The 26,955-nt window shown below is 70.0% G+C and carries 24 protein-coding genes; 12 read left to right on the forward strand and 12 right to left on the reverse strand.

Going from position 1 to position 26,955, the window contains the following annotated elements:
- Window positions 1-243 precede the first annotated feature (243 nt).
- On the reverse strand, window positions 244-1,134 hold the full coding sequence (locus AC1HFH_RS20165; protein WP_480244350.1) for a LysR family transcriptional regulator: 891 nt from the start codon (window positions 1,132-1,134) through the stop codon (window positions 244-246).
- Window positions 1,135-1,204: 70 nt separating this feature from the next.
- Between AC1HFH_RS20165 and AC1HFH_RS20170 the strand changes: the two genes are divergently transcribed.
- On the forward strand, window positions 1,205-1,609 hold the full coding sequence (locus tag AC1HFH_RS20170) for a nuclear transport factor 2 family protein (RefSeq protein ID WP_480244351.1): 405 nt from the start codon (window positions 1,205-1,207) through the stop codon (window positions 1,607-1,609).
- Between the two features lie 102 nt (window positions 1,610-1,711).
- The gene (locus tag AC1HFH_RS20175) at window positions 1,712-2,575 is read left to right on the forward strand and encodes a ribokinase (RefSeq protein ID WP_480244352.1); all 864 of its coding nucleotides are present in this window, start codon (window positions 1,712-1,714) and stop codon (window positions 2,573-2,575) included.
- A 40-nt stretch (window positions 2,576-2,615) separates the two neighbouring features.
- On the opposite strand, the gene AC1HFH_RS20180 is transcribed toward AC1HFH_RS20175, so the two are convergent.
- Together AC1HFH_RS20180 and AC1HFH_RS20185 are read right to left on the reverse strand one after the other, a co-directional pair.
- On the reverse strand, window positions 2,616-4,739 hold the full coding sequence (locus AC1HFH_RS20180; RefSeq protein ID WP_480244353.1) for a RecQ family ATP-dependent DNA helicase: 2,124 nt from the start codon (window positions 4,737-4,739) through the stop codon (window positions 2,616-2,618).
- Window positions 4,740-4,776: 37 nt separating this feature from the next.
- Window positions 4,777-5,994, reverse strand: a complete 1,218-nt coding sequence (locus AC1HFH_RS20185) for an RtcB family protein (RefSeq protein ID WP_480244354.1) — start codon at window positions 5,992-5,994, stop codon at window positions 4,777-4,779.
- Window positions 5,995-6,144: 150 nt separating this feature from the next.
- Here AC1HFH_RS20185 and AC1HFH_RS20190 point away from each other — a divergent pair, with 150 nt between their 5' ends.
- From AC1HFH_RS20190 to AC1HFH_RS20235, 10 genes are all read left to right on the forward strand, one after another.
- On the forward strand, window positions 6,145-7,239 hold the full coding sequence (locus tag AC1HFH_RS20190; RefSeq protein ID WP_480244355.1) for a methyltransferase: 1,095 nt from the start codon (window positions 6,145-6,147) through the stop codon (window positions 7,237-7,239).
- An 84-nt stretch (window positions 7,240-7,323) separates the two neighbouring features.
- The gene (locus tag AC1HFH_RS20195) at window positions 7,324-7,701 is read left to right on the forward strand and encodes a hypothetical protein (RefSeq protein WP_480244356.1); all 378 of its coding nucleotides are present in this window, start codon (window positions 7,324-7,326) and stop codon (window positions 7,699-7,701) included.
- A gap of 5 nt (window positions 7,702-7,706) precedes the next feature.
- Window positions 7,707-8,498 (forward strand): LLM class flavin-dependent oxidoreductase, encoded by a 792-nt coding sequence (locus AC1HFH_RS20200; RefSeq protein ID WP_480244357.1) that lies wholly within the window; start codon window positions 7,707-7,709, stop codon window positions 8,496-8,498.
- Window positions 8,499-8,781: 283 nt separating this feature from the next.
- Window positions 8,782-9,738: a non-homologous end-joining DNA ligase gene (gene ligD, locus AC1HFH_RS20205; RefSeq protein WP_480244358.1), complete on the forward strand. Its 957-nt coding sequence runs from the start codon at window positions 8,782-8,784 to the stop codon at window positions 9,736-9,738.
- A 106-nt stretch (window positions 9,739-9,844) separates the two neighbouring features.
- Window positions 9,845-10,789: a D-isomer specific 2-hydroxyacid dehydrogenase family protein gene (locus AC1HFH_RS20210; protein WP_480244359.1), complete on the forward strand. Its 945-nt coding sequence runs from the start codon at window positions 9,845-9,847 to the stop codon at window positions 10,787-10,789.
- 76 nt (window positions 10,790-10,865) lie between these two features.
- Window positions 10,866-11,570: an ESX secretion-associated protein EspG gene (locus AC1HFH_RS20215; RefSeq protein ID WP_480244360.1), complete on the forward strand. Its 705-nt coding sequence runs from the start codon at window positions 10,866-10,868 to the stop codon at window positions 11,568-11,570.
- Between the two features lie 85 nt (window positions 11,571-11,655).
- On the forward strand, window positions 11,656-12,027 hold the full coding sequence (locus AC1HFH_RS20220) for a hypothetical protein (protein ID WP_480244361.1): 372 nt from the start codon (window positions 11,656-11,658) through the stop codon (window positions 12,025-12,027).
- On the forward strand, window positions 12,027-13,325 hold the full coding sequence (locus AC1HFH_RS20225; RefSeq protein WP_480244362.1) for a hypothetical protein: 1,299 nt from the start codon (window positions 12,027-12,029) through the stop codon (window positions 13,323-13,325). Before AC1HFH_RS20220 ends, AC1HFH_RS20225 begins: the two co-directional genes overlap by 1 nt.
- 42 nt (window positions 13,326-13,367) lie before the next feature.
- Window positions 13,368-13,637, forward strand: a complete 270-nt coding sequence (locus AC1HFH_RS20230) for a hypothetical protein (RefSeq protein ID WP_480244363.1) — start codon at window positions 13,368-13,370, stop codon at window positions 13,635-13,637.
- Window positions 13,634-14,026: a type II toxin-antitoxin system VapC family toxin gene (locus tag AC1HFH_RS20235; RefSeq protein WP_480244364.1), complete on the forward strand. Its 393-nt coding sequence runs from the start codon at window positions 13,634-13,636 to the stop codon at window positions 14,024-14,026. Before AC1HFH_RS20230 ends, AC1HFH_RS20235 begins: the two co-directional genes overlap by 4 nt.
- A gap of 7 nt (window positions 14,027-14,033) precedes the next feature.
- Here the strand turns inward: AC1HFH_RS20235 and proB are convergent, their stop codons facing one another.
- From proB to AC1HFH_RS20280, 9 genes are all read right to left on the reverse strand, one after another.
- The gene (gene proB / locus AC1HFH_RS20240; protein WP_480244365.1) at window positions 14,034-15,194 is read right to left on the reverse strand and encodes a glutamate 5-kinase; all 1,161 of its coding nucleotides are present in this window, start codon (window positions 15,192-15,194) and stop codon (window positions 14,034-14,036) included.
- A gap of 126 nt (window positions 15,195-15,320) precedes the next feature.
- Window positions 15,321-16,772, reverse strand: a complete 1,452-nt coding sequence (obgE, locus tag AC1HFH_RS20245; protein ID WP_480244366.1) for a GTPase ObgE — start codon at window positions 16,770-16,772, stop codon at window positions 15,321-15,323.
- Window positions 16,773-16,907: 135 nt separating this feature from the next.
- Window positions 16,908-17,174: a 50S ribosomal protein L27 gene (gene rpmA, locus AC1HFH_RS20250; protein WP_480244367.1), complete on the reverse strand. Its 267-nt coding sequence runs from the start codon at window positions 17,172-17,174 to the stop codon at window positions 16,908-16,910.
- A 24-nt stretch (window positions 17,175-17,198) separates the two neighbouring features.
- Window positions 17,199-17,510 carry a 50S ribosomal protein L21 gene (gene rplU, locus AC1HFH_RS20255; protein WP_480244368.1) on the reverse strand — a complete coding sequence of 104 codons (312 nt, stop codon included), beginning with the start codon at window positions 17,508-17,510 and terminating at the stop codon, window positions 17,199-17,201.
- Between the two features lie 234 nt (window positions 17,511-17,744).
- Window positions 17,745-21,128 carry a translation initiation factor IF-2 N-terminal domain-containing protein gene (locus AC1HFH_RS20260; protein ID WP_480244369.1) on the reverse strand — a complete coding sequence of 1,128 codons (3,384 nt, stop codon included), beginning with the start codon at window positions 21,126-21,128 and terminating at the stop codon, window positions 17,745-17,747.
- 506 nt (window positions 21,129-21,634) lie between these two features.
- Window positions 21,635-22,051: a nucleoside-diphosphate kinase gene (gene ndk, locus AC1HFH_RS20265; protein ID WP_480244370.1), complete on the reverse strand. Its 417-nt coding sequence runs from the start codon at window positions 22,049-22,051 to the stop codon at window positions 21,635-21,637.
- 76 nt (window positions 22,052-22,127) lie between these two features.
- Complete coding sequence (locus AC1HFH_RS20270) at window positions 22,128-22,475, reverse strand: DUF4233 domain-containing protein (protein WP_480247916.1); 348 nt, start codon at window positions 22,473-22,475, stop codon at window positions 22,128-22,130.
- Between the two features lie 119 nt (window positions 22,476-22,594).
- The gene (gene folC, locus AC1HFH_RS20275; protein WP_480244371.1) at window positions 22,595-24,031 is read right to left on the reverse strand and encodes a bifunctional tetrahydrofolate synthase/dihydrofolate synthase; all 1,437 of its coding nucleotides are present in this window, start codon (window positions 24,029-24,031) and stop codon (window positions 22,595-22,597) included.
- On the reverse strand, window positions 24,028-26,742 hold the full coding sequence (locus tag AC1HFH_RS20280; protein WP_480244372.1) for a valine--tRNA ligase: 2,715 nt from the start codon (window positions 26,740-26,742) through the stop codon (window positions 24,028-24,030). Before AC1HFH_RS20280 ends, folC begins: the two co-directional genes overlap by 4 nt.
- Between the last annotated feature and the right edge of the window lie 213 nt (window positions 26,743-26,955).

The raw sequence follows: 26,955 nt of genomic DNA on the forward strand, positions 1-26,955 counted from the left end.
AATTCGCCCGGACCGCCGACGCTGCCGGTCGCCGAGGACGGCGACGTACCGCATGCGCGGCAACGACGCCGCGGCCGATTGTCCGGAGCGCGGAACCGACGGTTCGGCCGCGCACACCGGCCGGCACTATACGTTCACCCGAACCGGCGAACACGCAGGCCGGACCGGCGCACCACACGCAGACCGAGCTCCGCAGCGAGCCACCGGACCCGGACCCGCCCGGTTCAGCGGACCCGAGGCCCGCTACCCCGGCGGGGCGGGCACCGCCAGTGAGTGCAGCAGCCGTTCCCGGAGCAGCACGGTGGCCGGTGCACGCTCCGCCGGGCGACTGATCACGCCGAGGCAGGCCTCGACCTCGGCGTCGGCGATCGGCACACACTGCAATCCATCGTCGGCACCGGACGCGTAGGTAAGGACGGCCGCGCCCGCGCCGCGCCGGACCAGCCCGACGAGCGCAGCCGGTGCGCCGGCGGCCAGATGCACCTGCGGTGCCACCCCGGCCCGGAGGCAGGACTGTTCGAAGGCGGTGCGTATCCCCGTCCGCGGCGGCAGGCACAGCACCCGTTCGCCGGACAGATCGGCCAGGTGGACCTCGGGACGGTCCAGGCGGTGGCCCGGCGGGACGACGACCATCAGCCGCTCGGAACTGATGATCCGCACGTCGATCCCCGGCGCGACATCGCCGGCGGCAAAGGCAACCAATGCCAGATCCAGTTCCCCGGTGCGCACGGCGGCCCGCAGCGCGGATGTGTGGTCCTCGGACAGGTCGATTTCGATCCCCGGATGAGTGTGTCCGAGTTCGGCGACGGCGTCGAGGAACCCGGGAATCGCACAGCCCAGGATCGTGCCGAGCCGCACCTGCCCACGCACCGCGGCCGAGAATTCCGCGGCGGTCTCACCGATCGCGTCGACCGTCCCGAGCGCTTGCCGGGCCAACGGCAGCACCGCAGCACCGACGCCGGTCGGCCGCACCCGGACACCGCCGCGGTCCAGCAGCCGGTGCCCCAGCTCACGTTCCAGCTTGGCCACCTGGGTGCTGACGCCGGACTGGCTCACATGCAATCGGTGTGCCGCCGCGGTGAACGATCCTTCGTCGACAACGGCAGCGAAGTACCGCAGTTGGTGCAGCTCCATAAGCAGAGATGATATTCGAGATCAGTTCTATCTGTTGGACAGATGGAGGGGGGCGCACGACGCTGGAGACATGACAAACCTGGATGCAGCAACACGACCGGCCGACGGGCAGACGGCGAACGCGACACCGGCCCGGATCAGCGAAACCTATTTCGCGGCCTGGCAGGCCCGCGACTTCGACACCCTGCGCGGTCTGCTCGCCGAGGACGTCGAGTTCACCGGCGCCCTCGGGCAGACCAGCGGGATCGAGGACACCCTGCGCGGCCTGCGGGGAATGACCGAGATCCTGGACCGGATCGAGGTGCAGGCCCGCGTCGCCGACGACACCGATGTGATCACCTGGTTCGACCTGCACACCACGGTCGCGCCGCCCACGCCCACCGCCAACTGGACGCATGTCGAGCGCGGCCGGATCACTCGGATCCGGGTGACCTTCGATCCCCGCCTGATACTGGCCGGGTCGGCAGCCCGGTAGGCGACACAGCTGCCGCTCCAGGAGGTACCCGTCCGTCGACGAGTCCGCGCATTCGGTGCCTTCGAGCGCCCCGATGCGGCTCCGACGGGCTACCGTGCGCCCATGACTGCACCGAACATCGTTGTCCTGGGCAGCGTCAATATGGATCTGGTGACAACCACCGTGTGCCGACCCCGGCCCGGTGAAACGGTCCTGGGAACCGGATTCACCACGGTGCCCGGCGGTAAGGGGGCGAACCAGGCGATTGCGGCGGCCCGATCGGGCGCACAGGTGCATTTTCTCGGCGCGGTGGGCGAGGACGGCTTCGCAGCGCCCCTGCAGGCGACACTGAACGCGGCGGGCGTCGACACCACCGGCCTGCGCACGGCGCCGGGGTCGAGCGGCGTCGCAACGATCGTGGTGGACGAGTCGGGCGAGAACACCATCATCGTGGTTCCGGGCGCCAATGCGTCGATCACCGAACTCACCGACGACGACCTGGCTACGATCGGTGCGGCCGACCTGTTGCTGTGCCAGCTGGAGATCCCGATTCCCACCATCGGGCAAGCCGTCCGGCGTGCGCAGCGTTCGGGCACGACGGTGGTACTCAACCCGTCACCGGTGCAGACGTTGCCCACCGAGCTCTGGGCCGGTGTGGACGTCGCGGTGGTCAATACCGTCGAGGCAGCTCATTTCGCCGGCGAACTCGCCGGAGTCGAGCATGTGGTGCGCACGCTGGGTGCGGACGGCGCCGCGTACCGCGGCCCGGGCGGGGAGATCGGCGAACCGGGCCGGCGGGTCCAGGTGCTCGACACCACCGGCGCCGGTGACGCCTTCACCGGCGCCTTGGCGGCCGCCTGGCACGAGGGCCCGGAATCCGCACTGTCCTGGGCGAATACGGCCGGGGCACTGGCCGCCACCGTTCTCGGAGCGAGCGCGGCCATCCCGACCGCAGCGCAGATCCGAACAGCCGCTCACCTCCGATGATTCCTCCGGCTGGTGCGGCATCCGACCGCGGCGCCTCCGGTCAGGCCGGAGTGGCCAGGGCGAACGGGAGGATCGCCGGGGCACCGGCGCCGCGCAGGGCGTGAGCGGCGACGGTGAAGGTCCACCCGGTGTCGGTGAGGGTGTCCACCAGCAGAATCGGTCCGTCGACGCCGGAGAGGTCCGGCACGTCCCACGAGTCGAGCAGACCGGCCACTCGATGGGCGGAGTTGACGGCCGACACCGGTGGCCGGTCGGGGCGGGCGTGCAGGGTGCCGAGATTGCGGAGGCGACCGATGGTGGCCAGGCGTTCGGCGAGGGTGGTGGTCAGCACGGGGTTCCGGGGCGAGTCGAGCGCCAGCACAGCAGTCGGACGGGCCGGCCAATCCCATTCCTTCAGCACCGCGATGCACGCCTCGACCACCGCATCCGGCACCGGCGCATCGGGGCCGTCCAGCAGGGTACGCAGGCGCTGCCCCCAGCCGAGATCGCTGAGCCGGCCCAGGACCCGTCCGGTCTCGGCACCGCCGGAGATCTTGCCGGACAACGAGACGCCGAGCTTGGCCATCCCGGTCGGCCACTGCTTGCGCGGGGCGAGATCGATCCCGGGGCGGTCCAGCCGGGCCCGCGTCGCCGCCAGCGATTCGACCGCCACGGTCCGGTCCGGCCGGTCTCCGGTGCAGTTGTCACAGCGCCCGCATTCGGCGGCACCCGAATCGGCCAGGCCGGGATCATCGAGCTGGGCGCGCAGGAAACTCATCCGGCAGGTCGCGGTCGCCTGATAGTCGACCATCGCCTGCTGCTCGGCTTCGCGAGCGACGGCGAGCCGCTCATAGCGTTCGGTGTCGTAGTGCCACGGCTGTCCGGTGCCGATCCAGCCGCCGCGGACCCGGCGCACCGCACCGTCCACGTCGAGCACTTTCAGCACCATCTCCAGGCGGGCGCGGTTCAGATCCACGAGCGGTTCCAGGGCCGCGGTGGAGATCGGCCGCTCGGTGTCGAGATTGTCGAGCACCGCCCGGACCAGATGTTCCCGCGGGAAGGCCACCGAGGCGAAGTAGCTCCAGATGCGGCGGTCCTCCGGGCCGGGCAGCAGCACCACCTCGGCGCGGTCGGTACCGCGGCCGGCGCGGCCGACCTGTTGATAGTAGGAGATCGGCGAGGACGGCGCCCCGACGTGCACCACGAAACCGAGATCGGGCTTGTCGAAGCCCATACCCAATGCCGAGGTGGCGACCAGCGCCTTCACCTCGTTGTTCAGCAACGCCGATTCGAGGGCCTCACGTTCGGCCGGATCGGTCCGCCCGGTATAGGCGGCGACGGTGTGCCCGTGCCCGGACAGCACATCGGCCAGATCGTGCGCGGCCGCCACCGTGAGGCAGTAGATGATGCCGGAGCCGGACAGCTCGGCCAGGCGATCGGCCAGCCAGGCGGTGCGTTCCACCGCATCGTCGAACCGCACCACCGACAGGTGTAGCGACTCCCGGTCCAGGGTGCCGCGCAGCACCAGCGTGTCGGTGCCGATCTGCCCGGCGACATCGGTGACGACACGGTCATTGGCGGTGGCGGTGGTCGCCAGCACCGGCACCTCGGAACCCAGGTCGGCGATCAGGGTGCGGATACGCCGGTAGTCCGGCCGGAAGTCGTGCCCCCAATCCGAGACACAGTGCGCCTCGTCGATCACCACCAGGCCCGCATCGGCGGCCAGCCGGGGCAGCACCTGATCCCGGAAATCGGGATTGTTCAGCCGTTCCGGGCTCACCAGCAGCACATCGACGGCGCCCGCGGCCACTCGTTCGTGGATCTCGTCCCATTCGGTGACGTTGCCGGAGTTGATCGTGGCTGCGACCACCCCGGCCCGTTCGGCCGCGGCCACCTGGTTGCGCATCAATGCGAGCAGTGGCGACACGATCACCGTCGGGCCGCGCCCGGCGGTGCGCAGCAGTTTCGCGGCGATGAAGTACACCGCCGACTTACCCCAGCCGGTGCGCTGCACCACCAGGGCCCGGCGACGCTGCACCACCAGGGCCTCGATCGCCGTCCACTGGTCCGCCCGTAACCGGGCCTGCGGGCCGGCCAGCTCCCGGAGGAGCTCTTCGGCCTGCGCACGCAGCGCGCTGTCGGTACCGGTGGTGGCGGGTTCGGCTGCGGCTGTCATGGCACCCATGGTGCCCGACAGCACCGACAACCGAACCCGCCGGCCGTCACCCCTTGACGCAGAGCACCTGGCGCAACGTCGCCACCACGTCGACCAGATCCGACTGCGCCGCGATCACCTCGTCGATGTCCTTGTATGCCGCGGGAATCTCGTCGATCACACCCGCGTCCTTACGGGACTCGACACCTTCGGTCTGCGCGACCAGGTCGGCGACGGTGTACTGCTTCTTCGCCGCCGTCCGGCTCATCCGCCGACCGGCGCCGTGCGACGCCGAGCAGAACGAGGCCGGGTTGCCCTTGCCACGCACCACGTACGACCGGGTGCCCATCGATCCCGGAATCAAGGCCAACTCGCCTGCGCCGGCCCGGACGGCGCCCTTGCGGGTCACCAGCATCGGCACCCCGTCGATCTCCTCCTCGGCCACGTAGTTGTGGTGGCAGGAGATCGGCGCATCGAACCGAACCCCGCGCTCGGCGAACTCCGCCCGCACCGCCCGGCACACCAGGGCCAGCATCACCGCCCGATTGCGGGCCGCATATTCCTGCGCCCAGGTGAGGTCGCGCCGGTAGGCGGCCATCTCCGGAGTGCCCGACAGGAAGACCGCCAGATCACGATCCGGCAGGTCCTGGTTGTGCGGCAGCTTCCGGGCGATCGCCATATGCCGCTCGGCCAGTTCCTTGCCGATGTTGCGGGAACCCGAATGCAGCAGGATCCACACGTGGTCCTCGGCGTCCAGACACACCTCGATGAAATGGTTGCCGCCACCGAGTGAGCCGATCTGCTTGTGCGCCTTCGACTCCAGCTGCTGTACGCCGGGGTGCAGCTCACCGAACGTCGTCCAGAACCGCTCCCAGCCCCGGGCCCGGCCGGACATGTGCGTCCCAGCGAATTCCGCCACCAATGCCCGGACATCCACTGCACTGCCGTGCGCGCGGAATCCGACCGGCACCGCTGCCTCGATCCGGCTGCGCAGCGAATGCAGATCGTCGGGCAGGTCGGCGGCGGTCAGGTCGGTGCGTACGCTCTCCATACCGCACCCGATGTCCACCCCGACCGCGGCCGGGGCAACGGCATCGCGCATCGCGATGACGGATCCGACGGTGGCGCCTTTGCCGAGGTGGACATCCGGCATCACCCGTACGCCGTGCACCCGATCCAGTTGCGCGATATTCCGCAGCTGGCGCAGCGCCGACTGCTCGATCTCGTGCTCGTGGGCCCACATCAGCGTCTGCGCGCGCGTACCGCGCAGCTCGACGGGAAACATGATCCGGTCCTTTCTCGAATTCCGTTCCACCTCGAAACGGTGATACCCCACGCTAAGGATCGGATCCCCGCAACGCACCCGAATTTCGACGCGGGACCTCTATGCTCATCGCTGTCCGTGCCGCACGTCCGTTCGACCGACGGAGGACCCATGGCATTCCCCGGGCGAGGCACTCCCCCGCTGCCGCTGATTCGCGCCGTCGAACGGATCCGAGACGGGCTGGGCCGCCTGCACCGGCGACTGGTGCCGGGGCATATCGCATTGATGGAGCTGGCCGGTGCCGGATTTCTCAGCCAGGCCATCGCCGCCGCCGCGGAATTGGGTATCGCCGACGTGTTGGCCGACGGCCCGAAATCCGCCGGTGAAATCGCCCGCACGGTGGGCGCCGACGAAGACGCACTGCGCAGGCTGCTGCGCCTGCTGGTCGGTTTCGACGTATTCGCCCAGCGCGACGACGGCTCCTATGCCCTGACCGGGATGTCGCAGGCACTGCGGTCCGATACGGACGTGAGCCTGCGCGATCTGTGCTTGATGTTCGGTGCCGAATTCCACCGGAACCATTGGACTCATCTCGCGGACGCGGTACGGACCGGCCGTCCCGCGGGCCAGGAACTGGACGGGATGGACATTTTCGCCCTTTCCGCCCGGGACCCCGAGGTCGCCGAGATCTTCGATCGGGCCATGACCAGCGTCGGCAGCCTTTCCCAGCAGGCTCTGCTCGACGGCTACGATTTCGGCCGGTTCGGCACCGTCGTCGATATCGGTGGCGGACGTGGCAGCCTGCTGGCGGCGATGCTGCGCAGGCATCCGCAGGCGCGCGGCATTCTGTTCGAGCTGCCCGCGGTCGCCGACCGGGCGCGCGCCGAACTGGCGGCTTCCGATGTCGCCGACCGGATCGAAACGGTTTCCGGTTCGTTCTTCGAGTCGGCACCGGCCGGTGGCGATGCCTATCTGCTCTCGCACGTCGTACACGACTGGTCGGCGGCGGAAGCCGGGCAGATTCTGCGCACGGTCCGGGAAGCCATGACCCCGGCGGGGACCCTGCTGCTGATCGAATTGGTCCTGCCCGAGCACCACCGCCCGCACCCCGGCAAGCTCATCGACCTGGAGATGCTGGTGAACACCACGGGACGGGAACGGACCGAATCCGAGTATCGGGAACTCCTCGCCCGCGCCGGATTCACGCTGGTCCGCACGGTCGCGACCGCGGGACCGGAATGCATCCTGGAGGCCCGCCCCCGCTGACCGCACCGACGTGTCGTACGACACGCCCGCCGACACGCCGCGCCGAAAGCCTGTGATGCGTAGCACTGATGTTTCAATGCCGCTATGACCTGGACCACGCTTGCTCGATCCCTGACCGTCCTGGCCGCGGGCACCGCAGCCGGGCTCACCCTCGCCACCGGCCCCGCACAGGCCACCGATGTCGACCCGCTCGACTGCCGCGGCGTCGCGCACGCCGGTGCCGTCGCCGACCGGGAGAGCGCGGCCCGCGGCGCCCAGGTGGTGCCGATCTGCATGAACAACAAGGTCTACGCCGGAATCCCGCTGCAGGTGTTCAATCCGCTGACGCTGCCCGGTACCACCACCGTGTGCCTGGCCGAGGAGGAGACCGTCGACGCGGCCAACGCCTGGAACTGGCGGGCGACCCAGGATGTGGTTCCGATGTGCATCCACAACCGGGCGTTCGGCGTCTACGAGCCCTGATCCGGATGCGGCACGGGATCTACCTGCCGCCGTTCGGCGAACTCGCCGACCCCCGCGTCCTGGCCGAACTGGCTGCCGAGGCCGAGGAGGCGGGGTTCGAGGGCGTCTTCGTCTGGGACCATGTGGTGCGCCCGCACGAACCCGGACTCGAGGTGTGCGATGCCTGGATCGCCCTCGCCGCAATGGCTGCAGCGACCACCCGGGTGCTGCTCGGGCCCCGGGTGACGCCGCTGTCCCGGCGCCGACCCGCGGTGGTGGCCCGGCAGTCGGTGGCCCTCGACCAGCTCAGCAACGGTCGCATGGTGCTCGGGGTCGGTCTCGGATCGGACACCGGTGGTGAACTGTCCCGGCTGGGTGAATGCGACCGGCCGCGGGAACGCGCCCGGCTGCTCGACGAAAGCCTCTCCGTGATCACCGAACTCTGGACCGGGCAGCCGGTCCGGCACCAGGGCCCGCACTACCTGGTCGACGAGCTGACTTTTCTGCCCCGCCCGCCCCAGCAGCCACGGATCCCGATCTGGGTGGCCGCCCAATCCGTGCACCGGGCGCCGCTGCGGCGTGCGGCCCGCTACGACGGACTGTGCCCCGAGGGCACCCCGGACCAACTGCGCGAGATGCTCGAGGTGATCGCTGAATACCGTGGCGATCCGACCGGATTCGAGGTCGTCGTGGCAGGTCGTGACGACACCGACGCCGACCGCTATGCCGCTGCGGGAGCAACCTGGTGGCTGCGGCTACTCCCCGAAGTGACCGGCCGGGCGGATGCGTTGCGCCTCATTCGGCGCGGCCCGCGCTGAGTGCCGCCACCAGGTACGGCGCGGTCCGGCTCGCCGAGGCCGCGGCAACCTGCTCGGGCAGTATCTACCACTGACGCCCGGGCCCCACCACCGGCCCCCGGATCGAACGCCGGCGAGGCCCCGGCCGATCCAGTGACGCCGGTGATGCGACCAGCGGCAGCTCCGTACCGGGTGCCGGCAGGCTCGTACCCAGCAGAGGCCCGGCAACAGTCTCCGGCCGGGGCGGCGCGCCGGACGCTGCGTTGCCGAGACCCGGCGCCCGGATACCGCTACTGTCGAACAGGTGGCCGGTAAGTCTGCGACACCGGCGGTCGAGCTCGAGGTGAGTGGGCGCACCGTCCGGATCAGCAACCCGGATCGGGTGTACTTTCCCCAGCGCGGGGCGACGAAACTCGACCTGGTGCAGTACTATCTCGGCGTCGGGGACGGGATCGTCAACGCGCTCCGGGACCGGCCGTGCATGCTGCACCGATTTCCCAAGGGCCTGCCGGGCGGCAAAGTGCATCAGAAGCGGCTGCCGACCGGGGCCCCGGGCTGGGTGCCGACCGTCCGGGTCCACTTCCCCCGCTACGGCCGCCACGCCGATGAACTGTGCGTCCACGAACTCGCGGACGTGATCTGGGCGGTCCAGATGTCGACCGTGGAGTTCCACCCGTGGAACTCTCGCGCCGCCGATACCGAACGGCCGGACGAATGGCGCATCGATCTGGACCCGATGCCCGACTGCCCCTGGTCCCGGGTCCAGCGGGTCGCGGGCGTCGTGCACGAGGTACTCGACGAACTCGGTGCGACCGGCTGGCCCAAAACCTCCGGCGGCTCCGGCCTGCACGTATATGTGCGGATCGCGCCGGATTTCAGTTTCACCGAGGTCCGCCGGGCCGCACTGGCCTTTGCCGAGGAGGTGCGGCGCCGCGCACCGGACGATGTCACCACGACCTGGTGGCGCAAGGACCGGGAGCCGGACCGCCTGTTCATCGACTACAACCAGAATGCCCGCGACCACACGATGGCCGCCGCCTATTCGGTGCGCGGTGTCGCCGCGGCGACGGTTTCCGCGCCGGTGCGCTGGGCCGAGATCCCGGATGTGCACCCGCGCGACTTCACCATCGAGACGGTGCCCGCCCGGTTCGCCGAACTCGGTGATCTGCACGCCGGCATCGATGCCGCCGTCTTCGATATCGCCCCGCTGCTGGAGCGGGCCGACCGCCTGGGCACGCCCGTCGACCTGGACGAATCCTGAGTTGCGGGGTGCTACCTTCGGCACCGGCAGCCCGCGGACCGGCCGCCCGCCCGGCCGGGACCGCCTATCGAGCAGCGATACCCGCAAGTCCGAGGAGGAGGTCCGAGTGAATCGTCGTGCGGTAGCGATCGGCCCCGGCACGCCACCGCCGGCGCTGGTGGTCAAGGCGGTGACCGGGGCCGGTGCCGAGGTGACCGGCCTCGATCGCGCTCGCGCGCTGATCTGGACCGGATCTCCCGGCGAGTTCCCCGACTCGCTGCCGAACGGCGTCGAATGGGTGCAGCTGCCCTCGGCAGGGGTGGAAGATTGGCTGGCCGCCGGCGTCCTCGACCGGAACCCGGCGGTCACCTTCAGCTCCGCGGCCGGGGCCTATGCGGCCGCCGTCGCCGAGCACGCGCTCATGCTGCTGCTCGCGGGGGTGCGGTACCTGCCCGAACAGCTCCAGGCAGATTGCTGGCGGCAGCAGGAGTTCTTCCCGCACGTGGGTTCGTTGCGTGGCAAGACGGTGACCATCGTCGGTGCGGGCGGGATCGGCCGCGCGCTGATCCCGATGCTGACTCCGCTCGGCGCGCATGTGATCGCGGTGAACCGTTCCGGGCGCCGGGTGACCGGACCCGGCATCCCGGCCGATGTGGAGACGGTGCCGGCCGAACATATCGGCCGGGTGTGGGCGCATACCGACCATGTGGTGATCGCCGCTCCCGCAACACCGGCGACGACCCGGCTGATCGGGCGAGACGAACTGGCCCGGCTCAAACCGTCGTCCTGGGTGATCAATGTGGCCCGGGGCACCCTCGTCGATACCGAGGCGCTGGTCGCGGCCCTGTCGGCGGGGGTGATCGGCGGAGCGGGACTCGATGTCACGGATCCGGAGCCGCTGCCGGACGGCCACCCGCTGTGGCAGTTGCCGAACGCCATCGTGACCCCGCACGATGCCAACCCGCCACAGCTGCGGATGGCGGCCTTCGCCGACCATGTGGCCGCCAACGTTGCCCGCTTCGTCGCCGGGGCGATACCGGCCGCGCTGGTCGATCCCGCCAACGGCTACTGATCGGCAGCGGGTACCCCATCCGGGCCGAACCGGTTAGGCTTCGATCGGCTCGACTGGATGGGACGGGATCGGCTCTATGGGTTGGACATTCACCCCGGACGAATTCACGCACGTCTGGCAGGAGACCGACCTGGACCGGGTGCCGTTCCCACTGCGCCTGCTGGCCGCCGCCCGCACCGAGGACGAGGCTCGCGCCCGGCAAGCCGAGTTGGACCATCGGCTGCCCCGCAACGGCGACCCCGACCTCACCGCCTGCCTGCGAATCCTCGCCCGCCCACAGGCCCGGATCATCATGATCGGCGGCGCGCACGCCCCGGGCAGTGAACTGCGGCTGCTGGCCTGCGCCGTATACGACCGCGCCGTCCTGGTCCGCCAGGAACCCGGCGATCGTGCCGACTTCGGCGGCCGGATCCAGCTGTCGATCGGACATACCGCCAAGATCGGTGCCCGCATCGCGGCCTGCCTGCCGAACACACCGGCCGGCCGCGAACCGGCCCGGGAGGCCGATGCCACGGCAGTCCGCGACGATGAGCAGGTGGTCGCCTCCGACCCAGCGGCGCCACGGATCCGGCGGCTGCTGCACCGGCCGCACACCGGCGAGGGCCACCTCCGCATCGAAACCGGGCTGGACCGGCACCGGCCCGCAGCGCCGATGCACTACAGCTGGATTGATGTCGCCGGTGACGGCCGGTATCTGCTCAAGGCCGCCGATGTCGTGCACGTGGTTCCGGCATCCCGCGACCAGCTCGCCCAGCACCTGCAGCGGCGAATCGGCAACTGAGATGTTCCCGCCGCCGGCCGGTGCCACCCCGTTCCGCTGCCGGTTAGGCTGGGAACGGACCGACGATCTGGAGGGGGTTGCGGAGATGACGCTCGAGACCGGTCGGGCCGATATCGCCCGGTTCGCAGCGGCGGCCAGGACGGATTCCGTCCGATTCGATCCGGATGCGGCACGCCGATGCGCCGAGATCTACGAACACCAGGCGGAACGGCTCATCGAGCTGCGCGAACAGCTCGAATCGGCGGGCGAGGTCACCGGTTTCGGCGGTTTCGTCTCGGCGCAGCAGTTGCAGGCAGGGTTCGCGCACAAGGCCCGGGACGCCGCCGATCTGCTCGGCCACTACATCGAAGCCGCCTACCGGATGAAAGAGGCCTTCCTGCTCAGCGCGGGTCTCTACGAGGAAGCCGACGCCGCCGGAGCGGCCGCCCTCCGCGCAGTCGAGTCGAGGATGCCCTGATGTCCGAACCCGACCCCACCTACATCAGCGCCATGGAGCATTTCGAATCCATGACACACGAACAGATCTACGCCGGAACCCAGCAGATCGATGCCGGTGCCGTCGCGGGCGCCTCGGCCACCTGGCTGGCTGCGGCCGCCACACTCACCACTTCCATGCCGCTGACCCGGGCGAGTGCGGACCGGGTGATGAACACCGTGGAATGGGAAGGTGCTGCAGCCGAGGCGGCGTTGGCCGGTACCCGCAGCTTCGCCGCCTCGGTCGACGAACTCGCCGCCGTACTTGGCGAAGTGGGCGCCCGGCTGGGTGCGGTGGCCGCCGCGGCCGAGGCGGTGAAACTCGCAGTGGTGCCACCCGGTGATTCCGGCCCGGTGGGCACCATCGCCCGGCTGCTGGAAGCGGCGAACGTGATCGACGCCCAGCAGGCCGCCGAAGCACTACGCCAGGAGGCGCTGCTGACCATGAACATGGTCTACAAGCCCGCCTATTCGCTGGCCGGGACCGCAGTTCCGGCGCTGCCGGAGCCCCCGGATCCGACAGCCGGTCCGGCTGTTCCGGCCGCGCCCGCCGCGACGATGCCTGCCCCGCCGCCCCCGGAACCCGCGCCGATGGCGCCGGAAGCACCGGGTGCCACCCCCGAAAATGACCGGCCGACTCCCGAATCCGGTGCTGCGCCGGAGCGCGACACCACGCCACCGGCACCCGGCGACGGCCCGACCGGCGAGCAGCCGGCCGGGCAGAATCCGGAATCCGGAACCCGGCCGCCGGACGCACCCCCGGCACCACCGAGCACCGGCGAATCTGCACCACGACCGGAATCCAGCGAAACCTCGTCCCCGGCACCGGAGTCCACCGCCCCCGCACCGGATCACGAGCCACCGACAGCATCCGACCGGTCCGGCCCCGCCGACGACGACAGCAACCGGACCACACCACCACCCGAATCCCGAGCACCGAGCGCAGACCGGCCGCCGTCGGACGAATCGACGGGACCCGGCAACGAGCAGGCAGCAGAGCCACCACCTGCCGACCCAACTCCGCCGGCCTCGCATACCCCGGCACCGACCACCCCGCCCGAACCTCCGGCTCCGGCTCCGGCTCCGGAGTATGCACCGCCCGCGCCGGCACCGAACTCCGGCACACCGGGATCTCCCGGGTTCCTCGATCCGAACGGCCAGCCCGGCATCACCGGCCCGGTTCCGGATTCGTCGACTCCGTCCGACGCAGACTCCGATACCGGAACGCCACCGACCGACCTCGACCAGCCCGGAGTAGCCGCACCCGACTACGAGCAGTGACTGACACCAGGTGTTTAACAATTTACATGATAATATTGCCTCATGGGTACCGCATTCGCTCCGGGCGACGGACCGATCCGCCCGGTCTCGGTTTCTCTCCACGAAGGCACCATCGCGGCGCTCAAGGAGCTCACGGGCAAGCGCGGCATGTCGAGCTATGTCGAGGCATTGATCCAGCGACAACTCGAGCGCGAACGCCTTCGTGAGCTGATCGAGGATGTCGAATCGGTGCACGGTCCGATGGATCGTGCGGCCGTCGCAGCGAAAGCCGCAATTCTGAGCCGCGCGGCCGACGCCACCGATCCCGCATGAGCGGGACCCTCGTCCTGGATTGTGAAGGGCTGTCCGGTCTCATCCGGCAGGTCCGCCACGTCGGCGAGTGGATCGCAGCCGCAGAAGTCGAAGACCTCCGGGTGGTGGCCAGTTCGGTGACCTTGGTCGAGGCACGCGACCCGAAAACGAATCAGGCACGCTTCGACTACGCGGTGTCCCGAGTGAATATCGTTCCCCCATCGGAGGCCGTGGCCCGCTGCGCGAGCAAGCTGCTCGCCAAGGCAAACCTACATGGTCACAAGTACGCGCTGGATGCGATCGTAGCTGCCACCGCGCTCGATTCGCCCGGGCCCGCAACGATCCTCACCTCGGACCCCGACGACCTGAGAGTCCTGTGCGGCGCTGCGGTCCGGATCGTCGAGATCTGAACGGCGCCTACACCTTCACCAGGTCGTCGGCGTGGATCACCGGACGCTGCATGGTATCCGGGAGTTCGGTGGTGGAGCGGCCGAGCATGCCGGCGAGTTCGTCGGCGTCGTATTCGACGACGCCGCGGGCGACGACGCGGTCTTCGGGGCCGATCAGGTCGACGACGTCACCGCCGACGAAACGGCCCCGGACACCGGTGATACCGGCGGCCAGCAGGGAATGGCGGCGCTGAACCACCGCGGTCACCGCACCGGCGTCCAGCGTGATGGCACCGCGGGTGTCGGCGGCATGCCGGACCCAGAACTTGCGTGCGGACAGCCGCACCGGGCGGGCCGCGAAGGCCGTGCCGACAGTGCCGGAGCCCAGGGCGGTCGCGGCATCGGTGGCCGCGGCCAGCAGCACCGGGATCCCGGCGTCCGCGGACAACCGGGCAGCGGAGAGCTTCGAAGCCATCCCGCCGGTACCGAGCGCGCCCCCGGTACCGGCGATCACCCCGTCCAGGTCGGCACTGCTGCGCACCTCCGGAATGAAGGAAGCACCGCCCTTGCGCGGATCACCATCGTAGAGTCCCTCCACATCGGAGAGCAGCACCAGTGCATCGGCGCCGACCAGGTGCGCCACCAGCGCGGCCAGCCGGTCGTTGTCGCCGAACCGGATCTCCTCGGTGGCGACGGTGTCGTTCTCGTTGACCACCGCGACCGCGCCCAGGGAGCGCAGCCGGTCCAGGGTGCGCTGGGCGTTGCGATGATGCTCACGGCGGCCGAAATCGTCTGCGGACAGCAGCACCTGCCCGACGGTACGGCCGTACCGGGCGAACGAAGTCCCCCAGGCATGGGCGAGCGCCAGCTGGCCGACACTCGCCGCCGCCTGTTTGGTGGCCAGGTCACGCGGCCGCCGGCGCAATCCCAGCGGTGCGAGTCCGGCGCCCACGGCCCCCGAGGACACCACGACCACATCGGATCCGGCCCGCATCCGGGCCTCCACTGCATCGGCGAGTCGGTCGAGCCGATCGGTGTCGATGCCGCCCTCCAGGCTGGTCAGCGCCGAGGAACCGACCTTCACGACGACACTGCGCGCCGAAACGACCTGCCGCCGCGCCGGGCTCGGTGCACCGGGAACACCCAACGGCGCCCTTCCCGCATCGTCCGCCGAGCTCACCCGAGTCATCTCCACCGCCTAGCTGTCTGCGCATGCGCCGCATCCCCGGCGCAGTCCCACTGTCTGCGAAGTATGGCCGCTACCCCGCGGGTTCCGCCGTGACCGGGCGCACACCGCACGCCGGCTCCACCGAAACTATTCCTCGCCGTCCACCAGTCCACGCCGCACCCGCGAGGCATGCTTGCGCTCGGCGGCGCCGATCCGCTCGTTGCGTTCCAGCCGCACGTCGGTGCCGCGACCGGTGGGCTGCCGGTCGACGCCCGCAGCGACCTGGGGCTCCCAGTCGAAGGTCACCGGGCCGATGGTCACCGGGCAGCCGGGTTCGGCGCCCATCCGCATCAGCTCCTCCTCGACCCCGAGCCGCGCCAGCCGGTCAGCGAGGTAGCCGACGGCCTCGTCGTTGTCGAACTGGGTCTGCCGCACCCACCGCTCCGGGCGGCTGCCGCGCACGATGAACCCGCCGGGCTCGTCCGGATCCGCGATCACGCTGAACCCGGAATCGTCGGTCGCGATCGGCCGGATCACCGGCCGCTTCGGTGCCGCCTTCGGATGTTCCTCGCGGTAGCTACGCACCAGGTCGGCGAGTGCGAATGTCAGGGGCCGCAATCCGGCCCGGCTCACCGCCGAGATCTCGAACACCGGCCAGCCACGCTCGGCGAATTCGGCACGCACCATTTCGGCGAGGTCCGCGCCATCGGGTACGTCGATCTTGTTCAGGATCACCACGCGCGGCCGGTCGGCGAGTTCACCCAGCCCGGAGTCGGCCGCCAGCGCTGGTTGATAGGCGGCCAGTTCGGCTTCGAGCGCATCGACATCGGAGACGGGGTCCCGGCCGGGCTCCAGGGTGGCGCAATCCACCACATGCGCCAGCACCGCGCAGCGCTCCAGATGCCGCAGGAAGTCCAACCCGAGGCCGCGTCCCTCGCTGGCACCCGGAATCAGCCCGGGTACATCGGCGACCGTGAAGGTGGTTTCCCCGGCGGAGACCACCCCGAGATTGGGCACCAGGGTGGTGAACGGGTAGTCGGCGATCTTCGGCTTGGCTGCCGAGAGCACCGATACCAGCGACGATTTACCGGCCGACGGGAACCCGACCAGGCCGACATCGGCCACCGACTTCAGCTCCAGGACGAGGTCGCGTTCCTCCCCCTCCTCACCGAGCAGCGCGAAGCCGGGTGCCTTACGGGCCTTGGAGACCAGCGCGGCGTTGCCGAGACCGCCGCGGCCACCCTTGGCGACGACGAAACGATTGCCGACGCCCACCAGGTCGACGAGCACGTCACCGTCCTCATCGAGAACGACGGTGCCGTCGGGAACCTTGAGCACCAGCTCGCTACCGCGTTTACCGTCCCGGTTGCCGCCCTCGCCGGGACGGCCGTTACCCGCTTTGGCGTGTGGATGGAAATGGAAGTCGAGCAGCGTGTGCACGTTGGCGTCGACCTCGAAGATCACATCGCCACCGTTGCCGCCGTTACCGCCGTCCGGCCCACCGAGGGGCTTGAACTTCTCCCGGTGCACCGAGGCACAGCCGTGACCGCCTTTGCCCGCCCGGACATGCAGCACGACGCGATCGACGAACTTGGACATCGATCGTTCCTCCTATTCTCTCGGCTGTTCCGGCGATTCGACGGACAGCGGGCGGCCGGCGCCCGAGACACGAAAAGCGGGTCAGGGTGCAACCCTGACCCGCTTCGCGTCGTATGTCTGCAGCGCCCCAGGCGGTCAGGCCTGAACCGGCTCCGGGACCACGATGTTGACGGTCTTGCGACCACGCTTGGTACCGAACGCCACCGCACCCGACTCGAGCGCGAACAGAGTGTCGTCACCGCCACGGCCGACGTTCACGCCGGGGTGGAAGTGGGTACCGCGCTGACGCACGAGGATCTCGCCGGCCTTGACGGTCTGGCCGCCGAAGCGCTTCACGCCGAGCCGCTGGGCATTCGAATCCCGGCCGTTCCGGGAGCTGGATGCACCCTTCTTATGTGCCATAGCTGCTGAATCTCCTCGGGATGCTTACTTGATGCCGGTGACCTTGAGGACCGTCAGCGGCTGACGGTGACCCTGGCGCTTGTGGTAGCCGGTCTTGTTCTTGAACTTGTGGATGCGGATCTTCGGACCCTTGGTCTGGTCGACGACCTCGGCCGCCACCGAGACCTTGGCCAGCTTGTCCGCATCGGTAGTCAGCTCGGCGCCGTCGACGACGAGAACCGGGGTCAGTGCCACGGACGTGCCGGGCGCACCCTCGATCTTCTCGACCTTCACCAGGTCACCGACCGCGACCTTGTACTGCTTTCCGCCGGTCTTGACGATCGCGTACGTTGCCATCGGTCGGCTTCCTCCACTCGCTGTGTCTAGTCATGCTTCGTTCGCGCCACCATTGCGACGCGATTGATCTGCGCTGGTTTGGTGTCAGCTTGGTTGCTGCACGGGGGCCGGGCATTCGTGCCCCGCCAGGCAGCGACCGACCAAGGCTACCAGAACCGCAGGCCCGGACCCAATTCGCCCGGTCGTCGCCGCCTCCCGGCCGGTCACCCACGCGGCTGACCGGCCGGGACGTGCTCAGTTCTGCTCGCCCGGCGGTGGTCCCGCCGGGCGTCCGACGGCCCGCCGCCGCGGCCGCGGCTGCGGTACGACCGGGGCCGTGTCGTCGGCCGGCACCACCGGTGTCGCCGGCTCGTCGTCGGCCGCCAGCACGAACACCGCCCCGGCGCTGTCGGCTGCCGGCGCCGCCGCCGAACGGGCCACACGCCGACGTCCACGGCCCCCGGCGGACTCCGCCGCGGCGGGCGTTTCGGGGACCTCGGCAGCCGGTTCCGCAGCCGCCTCCGGTTCCGGGGCCGTCCCGTTGGTGCCGTTGCCGGCGGCCACCACCGGTTCGGCCGGCGCAGCGGCCGAACGAGCGGCCCGCCGGCGACGCCGGACCGTCGGCGCGGGAGGCTCGGGCTCCGGCTCCGGTACCACCGCGACCGCCGGCTCGGGGGTGGCAGCGGGCTCGTCGGTGGCCGGCTCCGCAGCGGCCACGGCCGGTGCCTCGGCAGGCTCGGCAGTGCTGCCCACCGGTTCGGCCGAGACCGCGGCCGACGTCGCCCGGCGGCGGGCGCGGCGACGCGGCCGCGATCCCCGCTCCGGTTCGCCGTCCGCCGGGGTGTCGGCAGTCACCGTAGCCGCGTCCGACGGCGCGGTCTCGGGCGCAGCGGACGGTTCCGCCCCGGCACCGGCCGTCGTCTCCGCCGGAGCAGCTGCCGCGGCACCGGTCTCGGCCGGGGCCGCATCGGGTGCCTCCTCGTCGGCACTGTGCGAGGCCATCGCCAGCGCCACCGGGTGGGCCCGCTTGGCGGCCGCGTCCTCCTCGAAGTGCTCCTCGGGCTGCGGCGTGGCGGCCGGCTTGTCCTTTTCCTTGTCTTTTTCCTTGTCCTTGTCCTTGTCCCGGCCCCGGCGGCGCCGGCCTTCCTTGCGGCCCGAGGGCTCATCGGCGCCCGAACCACCTTCCACCGGATAGGAATGCACCAGGATGCCGCGACCGTGGCAGTGTTCGCAGGTGGTGGAGAACGCCTCGACCAGGCCGGTCCCCAGCTTCTTGCGGGTCATCTGCACCAGCCCCAGCGAGGTGACCTCGGAGACCTGGTGACGGGTCCGGTCCCGGCCGAGCGCCTCGGTGAGGCGACGCAGCACCAGATCCCGGTTGGATTCGAGCACCATGTCGATGAAGTCGACGACGATCATGCCGCCGATATCGCGCAGCCGCATCTGCCGCACGATTTCCTCGGCTGCCTCCAGATTGTTCCGGGTGACCGTTTCCTCCAGGTTGCTGCCGCCGGATCCGGTGAACTTCCCGGTGTTCACGTCGATGACGGTCATCGCCTCGGTGCGATCGATCACCAGGGTGCCACCCGAGGGCAGCCACACCTTGCGGTCCAGGGCCTTGGCCAGCTGCTCGTCGATGCGGTAGGTCTCGAAGACGTCGGTGCCGTTGTTTTCGTGCCGCGACACCCGGGCCAGCAGGTCCGGAGCGACGGTGCCGATGTACTTCTCCACCGTGTTCCAGGCCCGATCGCCCTCGATCACCAGCTTGGAGAAGTCCTCGTTGAACAGGTCACGGATCACCTTGACCAGGAGATCGGGCTCCTCGTACAGGACCTTCGGAGCGCCACCGTCCTGCTGCGCCGCCTTCTCGATGGTCTGCCAGGTGGCCTGCAGCCGCTCGACGTCCCGGGCCAGCTCGCTCTCGCTGACCCCCTCGGAGGCGGTGCGGATGATCACTCCGGCATCGGCCGGGACGATCTCGCGCAGGATCTCCTTGAGCCGCTTGCGCTCGGTGTCGGGCAGCTTGCGGCTGATTCCGGTCGACGTGCCGCCCGGTACGTACACCAGGAACCGGCCGGCCAGGCTGATCTGGGTGGTCAGCCGGGCGCCCTTGTGCCCGACCGGGTCCTTCGAGACCTGGACCAGCACCTGGTCACCGGGCTTGAGCGCCTGCTCGATCTTACGTTCCTTGCCGCCGAGCCCGGCGGCCTCCCAGTTCACCTCGCCGGCGTAGAGCACGCCGTTGCGCCCACGGCCGATATCGATGAACGCCGCCTCCATGCTGGGCAGGACGTTCTGCACCTTGCCGAGGTAGACGTTGCCCACCATCGACGCCTGCCCGGTGCTGGTGACGAAATGCTCGACCAGGATGTCGTCCTCGAGCACGCCCACCTGGGTGATCGTGGCGGGATGCGCGGCATCGCCGGCCTTCTCCCGTACCACCATGACCCGGTCCACCGACTCGCGCCGGGCCAGGAATTCCGATTCGGTCAGGATCGGCGGGCGCCGGCGCCCGGCTTCCCGTCCGTCCCGGCGGCGCTGCCGCTTCGCCTCCAGCCGGGTGGAACCGGAGATGCCCTGCACCTCGTCGCTGCCGGACCGGTTGCGGTTCTTGTTGCGCGGTTCGCGCTCGTGCACCACCGTGTTGGGCGGATCGTCAGGAGCCGAATCGGACTCCCCGGATTCGCCACCCACCTTGCGCCGACGCCGCCGCCGGCGCCGCCGGCTGGCGCCCTCGGGTACCTCCGACTCGGCGGCCGAGCCGGCCTCCTCCTCGGATTCGGTTGCCGCACTCTCGGCAGCGGACGACCCGTCCTCGTCGGCGGGCTGCTGCTCAGCTTGTTCGCCGCGTCCGGTGGTGGTCTCGGTGTCCTCGGCTCCGTCGGCCGCCTGCTCACCGCGACCGCGGCCCCGGCCACGCCGACCGCGCCGCCGGCGCCGGGGCTGGCCTTCGCCTTCCCCGGCCGCTTCGCCGGCTCCGGCCTCGGCCTCGGTGTCCGGCTCGATCTCGGCCGTGTCGTCCGGCTCCGCCGGCTCTGCCGCCGGGGCAGCGTCGAGCTGTTCGGTGCGGCGCCGCTTGCGGGCCTCCTCGGCGGCGGCCGCATCCGGCGACAGGAACAGCGGCGCCTGCACCGCAGCGGCCTCGAATGCCGCCGGTTCGGCCGGGGCCGGTTCGGTGTGCTGCGGATATGTGAACAGCTGGGTGGTCGCATCCGGTGCGGAGAACATCGGGCCCGCGGCGGCCGCACCGGTGTCCGGCTCGGCGGCCGGGACGGGTGGTTCGGCCGCGGGCTCCGCTCCGGCGGCTACCGGTTCCGGGCTCGGCGCTGCGGCCTGGGCGGCAGCTGCAGGCTCCGGGCTCGGGGCTGCGGCTTCGGGCTCGGGGCTCGGGGCTGCGGCGGGCTCGGCCGCGGCAGCTTCCTCGGCGGCGGCAGCGTTCAGCGCATCGCGGACGGATTCCGCGACGGACCGATCGACATTCGATTGCACGCTCCGCGCTTCGGTGCCCAGCTCGGCCAGTTTGGCCATGATGCGCTTACTGGTGACCCCCAACCGCTTGGCCAGCGCATGAACTCGGATTCGCTCCGGCAATTGATCGGCATCCTGTTGTGTTGTGTCCTGCGGCTCTTGATCGGCCACGAAGTCTCCTAGGGCCCCCGGGCGCGTCCCTCCCGGTACGGAGAGACGCGGCCGGCGCGGGGGCAACGTCGGTACCTCACGCCCGTCGGACGCGAGGGTCATCTGGTCTCGCCCCGCACGCCCCGCGGCCACCGGTCGATCATCTGGCGGTCCAGCGGGGCACACGGCGCCTTGCTGTACGGCTTGACGCCGCGTCGGTGGCGCTCATCCAGCGTGCCGATGCGGGTGATCCCGGTCCGGGATCACCCGCGGCAGCGATGATCGCCCATCCCACCGCGGTGTCATCCGGTTGCGTACGACACCGCTGTCGCGTACCTGCGCGACGCTTCGGTATCGATGCGCAACCGAGTCCAGTATCCCACACCCCGCGGGCAGGCTTCGCCCTCACCGGGTGCGCGGGTCGGTTCCGCGGCGGTTGTAGCGCCTACCGGGCGCTCGAGCTCGTCGCACCCGTCACCGGGCGCGACGAGCGAGGACGGCCACGGTCAGGCGTCCGGTCCTGCCGTTCAGATGGGGAACTCGGGGAACCAGAGCGCGATCTCGCGCTTGGCGGAGTCGGGCGAGTCGGATCCGTGCACCAGGTTGTACTGGGTCTCCAGGCCGAAGTCACCACGGATGCTGCCCGGTACGGCCTTCTCCACCGGGTCGGTGCCACCGGCGATCTGCCGGAACGCCGCAATCGCCCGCGGGCCCTCCAGCACCGCCGCCACCACCGGACCGGAGGTGATGAACTCGATCAGCGAACCGTAGAACGGCTTCTCGGCATGTTCGGCATAGTGCTGGCCGGCGACCTCCGCCGACACGTTCTTCAGCTCCAGGGCCTTGATGGTGAGGCCTTTGCGCTCGATCCGGGCGAGCACCTCGCCGACCAGTCCACGCGAGACGCCGTCCGGCTTGATGAGTACCAAAGTCTGCTCAGTCACGCAGCAACCTTAGCGGTGTCGATTTACGTCGGCTCCGCCGCCGCGTGTTCGCGGCCCCGAGGGGCCCGCGAGGTGACTACTTCGAGTCCGGTGGTGGCATTCGCTGACTGGGGAGCAGCCCACGATCCATGCGGCGCTGGACGTCGGCGCGCAGCATCAGGATGAAGGCCCAGACGGCGGCGAAGATCAGGCCGATGATGCCGATGGAGAGGTGGATGAAAGTGCCGAGCAGCACCAGGACCTGCAGGCCGAGGTTCATCGGGATCGCCCAGGGGCGGCGTTGCAGGCCGGCGCCGACGATCATCAGGACCGACAGGGCCACCAGATAGGTGCCGGAAAACCAGGTGACCCCGCCACCGACGTCGGCGACGACCGGCAGGGCCAGCAGGACCACGATCGCTTCCAGGACCAGGGTGCCTGCCATCACACCGCGCAGGCCCTTCCAGGGGTCCGTCGCGGGTGGGCGTACACCGGTCTCATGCGGTTGTTCCCCGCTCACTTCGTCCCCGCTCACTTCGTCGTCCTCACGTCTGGTGGTTCTCGTCATGCGGGGCTCTTGCCGAACAGGGCCCGGGCCGCGCCGGCGGTGACCACGGAGCCGGTCACCACGACACCGGCGCCGGACACCATCTCGCCCGTGTCACCGGCTTCTTCGGCCAGCGCGATCGCGGTTTCCAGGGCGTCCGGGAGGGTTTCGGCGGTGACGACCCGTTCGTCCCCGAAGCGTTGCACTGCCAGGTTCGCCAGCCCGTCCACGTCGAGCGCCCGGGGTGACCCGTTGGTGGTGACCACGATCTCGTCGAACACCGGTTCCAGGGCGTCGAGGATTCCGCCCGCGTCCTTGTCGCCGAGCACCGCGACGACGCCGACCAGTTTCCGGAAGTCGAACTCGGTGGTGAGGGTGGTGGCCAGGGCCGCGGCCCCGGCGGGATTGTGCGCAGCGTCGATGAAGATGGTCGGCGCGTTGCGCATCCGTTCCAGCCGGCCCGGGCTGGTCACGCTCTCGAACCCGGCGCGGATCGCGTCGACGTCGAGTTGCCGCTCGGCACCTGCGCCGAAGAAGGCTTCCACGGCGGCCAGCGCCAGGACGGCGTTGCGGGCCTGATGTTCGCCGTGCAGGGGCAGGAAGATCTCGTCGTACACGCCGCCGAGCCCCTGCAGGGTCAGCTGCTGTCCACCGACCGCGACCCGGCGTTCCAGCAGCCGGAACTCGGCGCCTTCCCGCGCGACGGCGGCGTCGGTCTCCACGGCCCGGCGCAGCAGGACCTCCATGGCTTCGGGTTCCTGTTCGGCGATCACCGCGACGGTATCGGTCGGGATCAGCTGCTCGGGTGCGCGTTTGATGATCCCGGCCTTCTCGCCGGCGATCGAGGACAGGTCCGGTCCGAGGTAGTCGATGTGGTCGAGGCCGATCGGGGTGATCACCGCGACCTGGGCGTCGATCACGTTGGTCGCATCCCAGGTGCCGCCCATCCCGGTTTCGACGACCGCCACGTCCACCGGCGCCTCGGCGAAGGCGGCGTACGCCATGGCGGTCAGCACTTCGAACTTGCTCATCGCCGGGCCGCCGGCCGCCTCGGACTGCTTGTCGATCATCTCGATGTAGGGCTGCAGTTCGTGGTAGGTGGACACATAGGTCGCCGGGCTGATCGGCGCGTTGTCGATCGCGATCCGTTCGGTGGCCAGCTGCAGATGCGGGCTGGTGATCCGGCCGGTGCGGCGGTGCAGCGCGGTCAGCAGCGCATCGATCATCCGGGTGACCGAGGTCTTGCCGTTGGTTCCGGCCACGTGGATCGCCGGATAGCCGCGTTGCGGCGACCCCAGCAGGTCCAGCAGGGCGTTGATCCGGGTCAGTGACGGCTCGATCTTCGTCTCCGGCCAGCGCCGGTCCAGTTCTGCTTCGACCAGCGCCAGTTCGGCCAGGTCCACCGGGGAGGGCCCGGAGCCGAGCCCTTCGTCCGGTGCGTCCGCCCCGGTCATCGGCTGCTCGCGGCGGCGCGGTCGGCGAGTTCGGTCAACCGGGCGCCGATGCGTTCCACTTCGGCGGCGGCCACGTCGCGGCGGTTGGTGATCTTGTCGACGACCTGCTGCGGCGCCTTGGCGAGGAAGGCCTCGTTGGCCAGCTTGGCGGTGGTGCCGTCGAGTTCCTTGCGGGCGGCCGCGAGGTCCTTCTCCAGACGCCGGCGTTCGGCGTCCAGGTCGACGCTGCCGGAGGTGTCGATCCGGACAGTCACGGTGGCGCCGGTGTCGTCGGCACCGGCCAGACGCACCTCGACCTCGGCGGTGGCGGCGAAATCCGGACCGGCCTCGGTGAGCCGGGCCAGGTTGGTGACCGCATCGGCGAACCCCGTCAGTCCGGCCTCGGCCAGCCCGGTCAGGTCGGCGGCCACCTTCTGTTTGTCGGCGAGGCCCTGGTCGCTGCGGAACCGGCGGATCTCGGTGATCAGCCGCTGCGCGTCCGCGATCCGGCGGGCAGCGGTCTCGTCGGCGGGCACCCCGGTGGCCTGCGGCCAGGCAGCGATCACCACCGATTCACCACCGGTCAGGGCCCGCCACAGTTCCTCGGTGACGAAGGGGATCACCGGATGCAGCAGCCGCAACACCGCATCGAGCACGGTACCGAGCACGATCCGGGTGGACTCGGCCCGTTCCTCGGACGCGGCGAACTGCACCTTCGCCAATTCGAGGTACCAGTCGCACAGTTCGTCCCAGGCGAAGTGGTACAGCGCCTCGCAGGCCTTGCCGAACTCGTAGGCGTCGAAGGCGGTGTCCACCTCGGCGCGCACCTGGTCGAGCCGGTCCAGGATCCACCGGTCGGTGTCGGTGAGGGTGTCGCGGGCGGGCAGTTCGCCGGTGTGCGCACCGTTCATCAGGGCGAACTTGGTGGCGTTGAACAGTTTGGTGACGAAGCTGCGCGAGGCCAGTGCGTGCGGTTCGCCGACCGAGAGGTCGCCGCCGGGCTGGGCACCGCGAGCGAGGGTGAAGCGCAGCGCGTCGGCGCCGTAGGAGTTGATCCAGTCCAGCGGGTCGATGCCGTTGCCGCGCGATTTCGACATCTTCTTGCCGTACTGATCGCGGATCAGACCGTGCAGGAACACGTCCCGGAACGGGACCTGCTTCTCCGCCGCGTCCTTACCGGCCGTGATGGCCGGGTCCTCGGCGGTGAACATGCCGAACATCATCATCCGGGCGACCCAGAAGAACAGGATGTCGTACCCGGTGACCAGCACGCTGGTCGGATAGAAGCGGGCGAGCTCGGGTGTGGCGTCCGGCCACCCCATCGTGGAGAACGGCCACAGGCCCGAGGAGAACCAGGTGTCGAGCACATCGGTGTCCTGCACCCAGCCTTCGGGCGCTTCCTCATCGGGTCCGAGGCAGACGACCTCGCCGTCCGGGCCGTACCAGATCGGGATCCGGTGGCCCCACCACAGCTGCCGGGAGATGCACCAGTCGTGCATATCGTCGACCCAGTCGAACCAGCGCGGTTCCTGGCTGGCCGGATGGATCCGGACGTCACCGTTGCGGACGGCGGCGCCGGCGGCCTCGGCCAGCTTCTCGACCTTGACCCACCACTGCATGGACAGCCGCGGTTCGATCGGTTCCCCGGACCGCTCGGAGTGGCCGACGCTGTGCACATAGGGCCGCTTCTCGGCGACGACCCGGCCTTCCTCGGCCAGCCGTTCGCGCACCTTCACTCGCGCCTCGAACCGGTCCATCCCGTCGAATTCGGTTCCGGTACCCGTGATCCGGCCGCTCTCGTCCATGATCGTGGGCATCGGCAGATCGTGCCGCAGCCCCATCTCGAAGTCGTTCGGATCGTGCGCGGGGGTGATCTTGACCGCGCCGGTACCGAATTCGGGGTCGACATAGTCGTCGGCGATGATCGGGATCTGCCGGCCGGTGATCGGGTGCGCCAGGGTGGTGCCGATCATCGACCGGTACCGTTCGTCGTCCGGATGCACCGCGACCGCGGTGTCACCGAGCATGGTCTCGACCCGGGTGGTCGCGACGATCACGTGTGGTTCGTCGTCGTTCAGTGAGCCGTACCGCAGCGAGACCAGCTCGCCTTCCCGGTCCTCGTATTTGACCTCGATATCGGAGATTGCGGTGCGCAGCACCGGCGACCAGTTGACGAGACGTTCGGCACGGTAGATCAGGCCGGCGTCGTAGAGCTTCTTGAAGATGGTGCGGACGGCCCGGGACAGGCCCTCGTCCATGGTGAACCGGTCGCGGCTCCAGTCGACGCCGTCACCGAGCGCACGCATCTGCCATTGGATCGCCCCACCGGATTCGCGCTTCCAATCCCACACCTTCTCGATGAAGGCTTCGCGACCCAGGTCTTCCTTGGCGGTGCCGTCGGCCGCGAGCTGCTTCTCCACCACGGTCTGGGTGGCGATTCCGGCGTGGTCCATCCCCGGCAGCCACAGCACCTCGTAACCCTGCATCCGCTTGCGTCGGGTGAGGGTGTCCATCAGGGTGTGGTCGAGGGCGTGGCCCATGTGCAGGGTGCCGGTGACATTGGGTGGCGGCAGCACGATGGAGTAGGCCGGTTTACCACTCCCCGGGTCCGCACCGAAGTACCCGGCAGCTACCCAGCGCTCGTACATCGGGGCCTCGACGTCGCTGGGGTTCCAGCTCTTGGGGAGGGCATCGGCACGATTACGCGAGTTGTCTGGGGCTGCGCTGGTCACCCGACGATTCTATGGGTTGCCCCACCGACCGCGCCGCCCTACCCCACCGGGCGCGCCGACCAGCTGGGGCCCTGTTCCCCGGGGCCGCCGACTGGCGAAGAAGTCGCCCCGTCCAGCACCGAGCGGCCCCGCCCCGATTCGGACCGGCGGAGCAAAGCAGCGAAGCACTGAGCAAGGGAAGGAAGACCGAGGCCCGAAGGGCCTCCCCCGAGC

The sequence above is a fragment of the Nocardia sp. KT25-26 genome, from assembly GCF_056627695.1.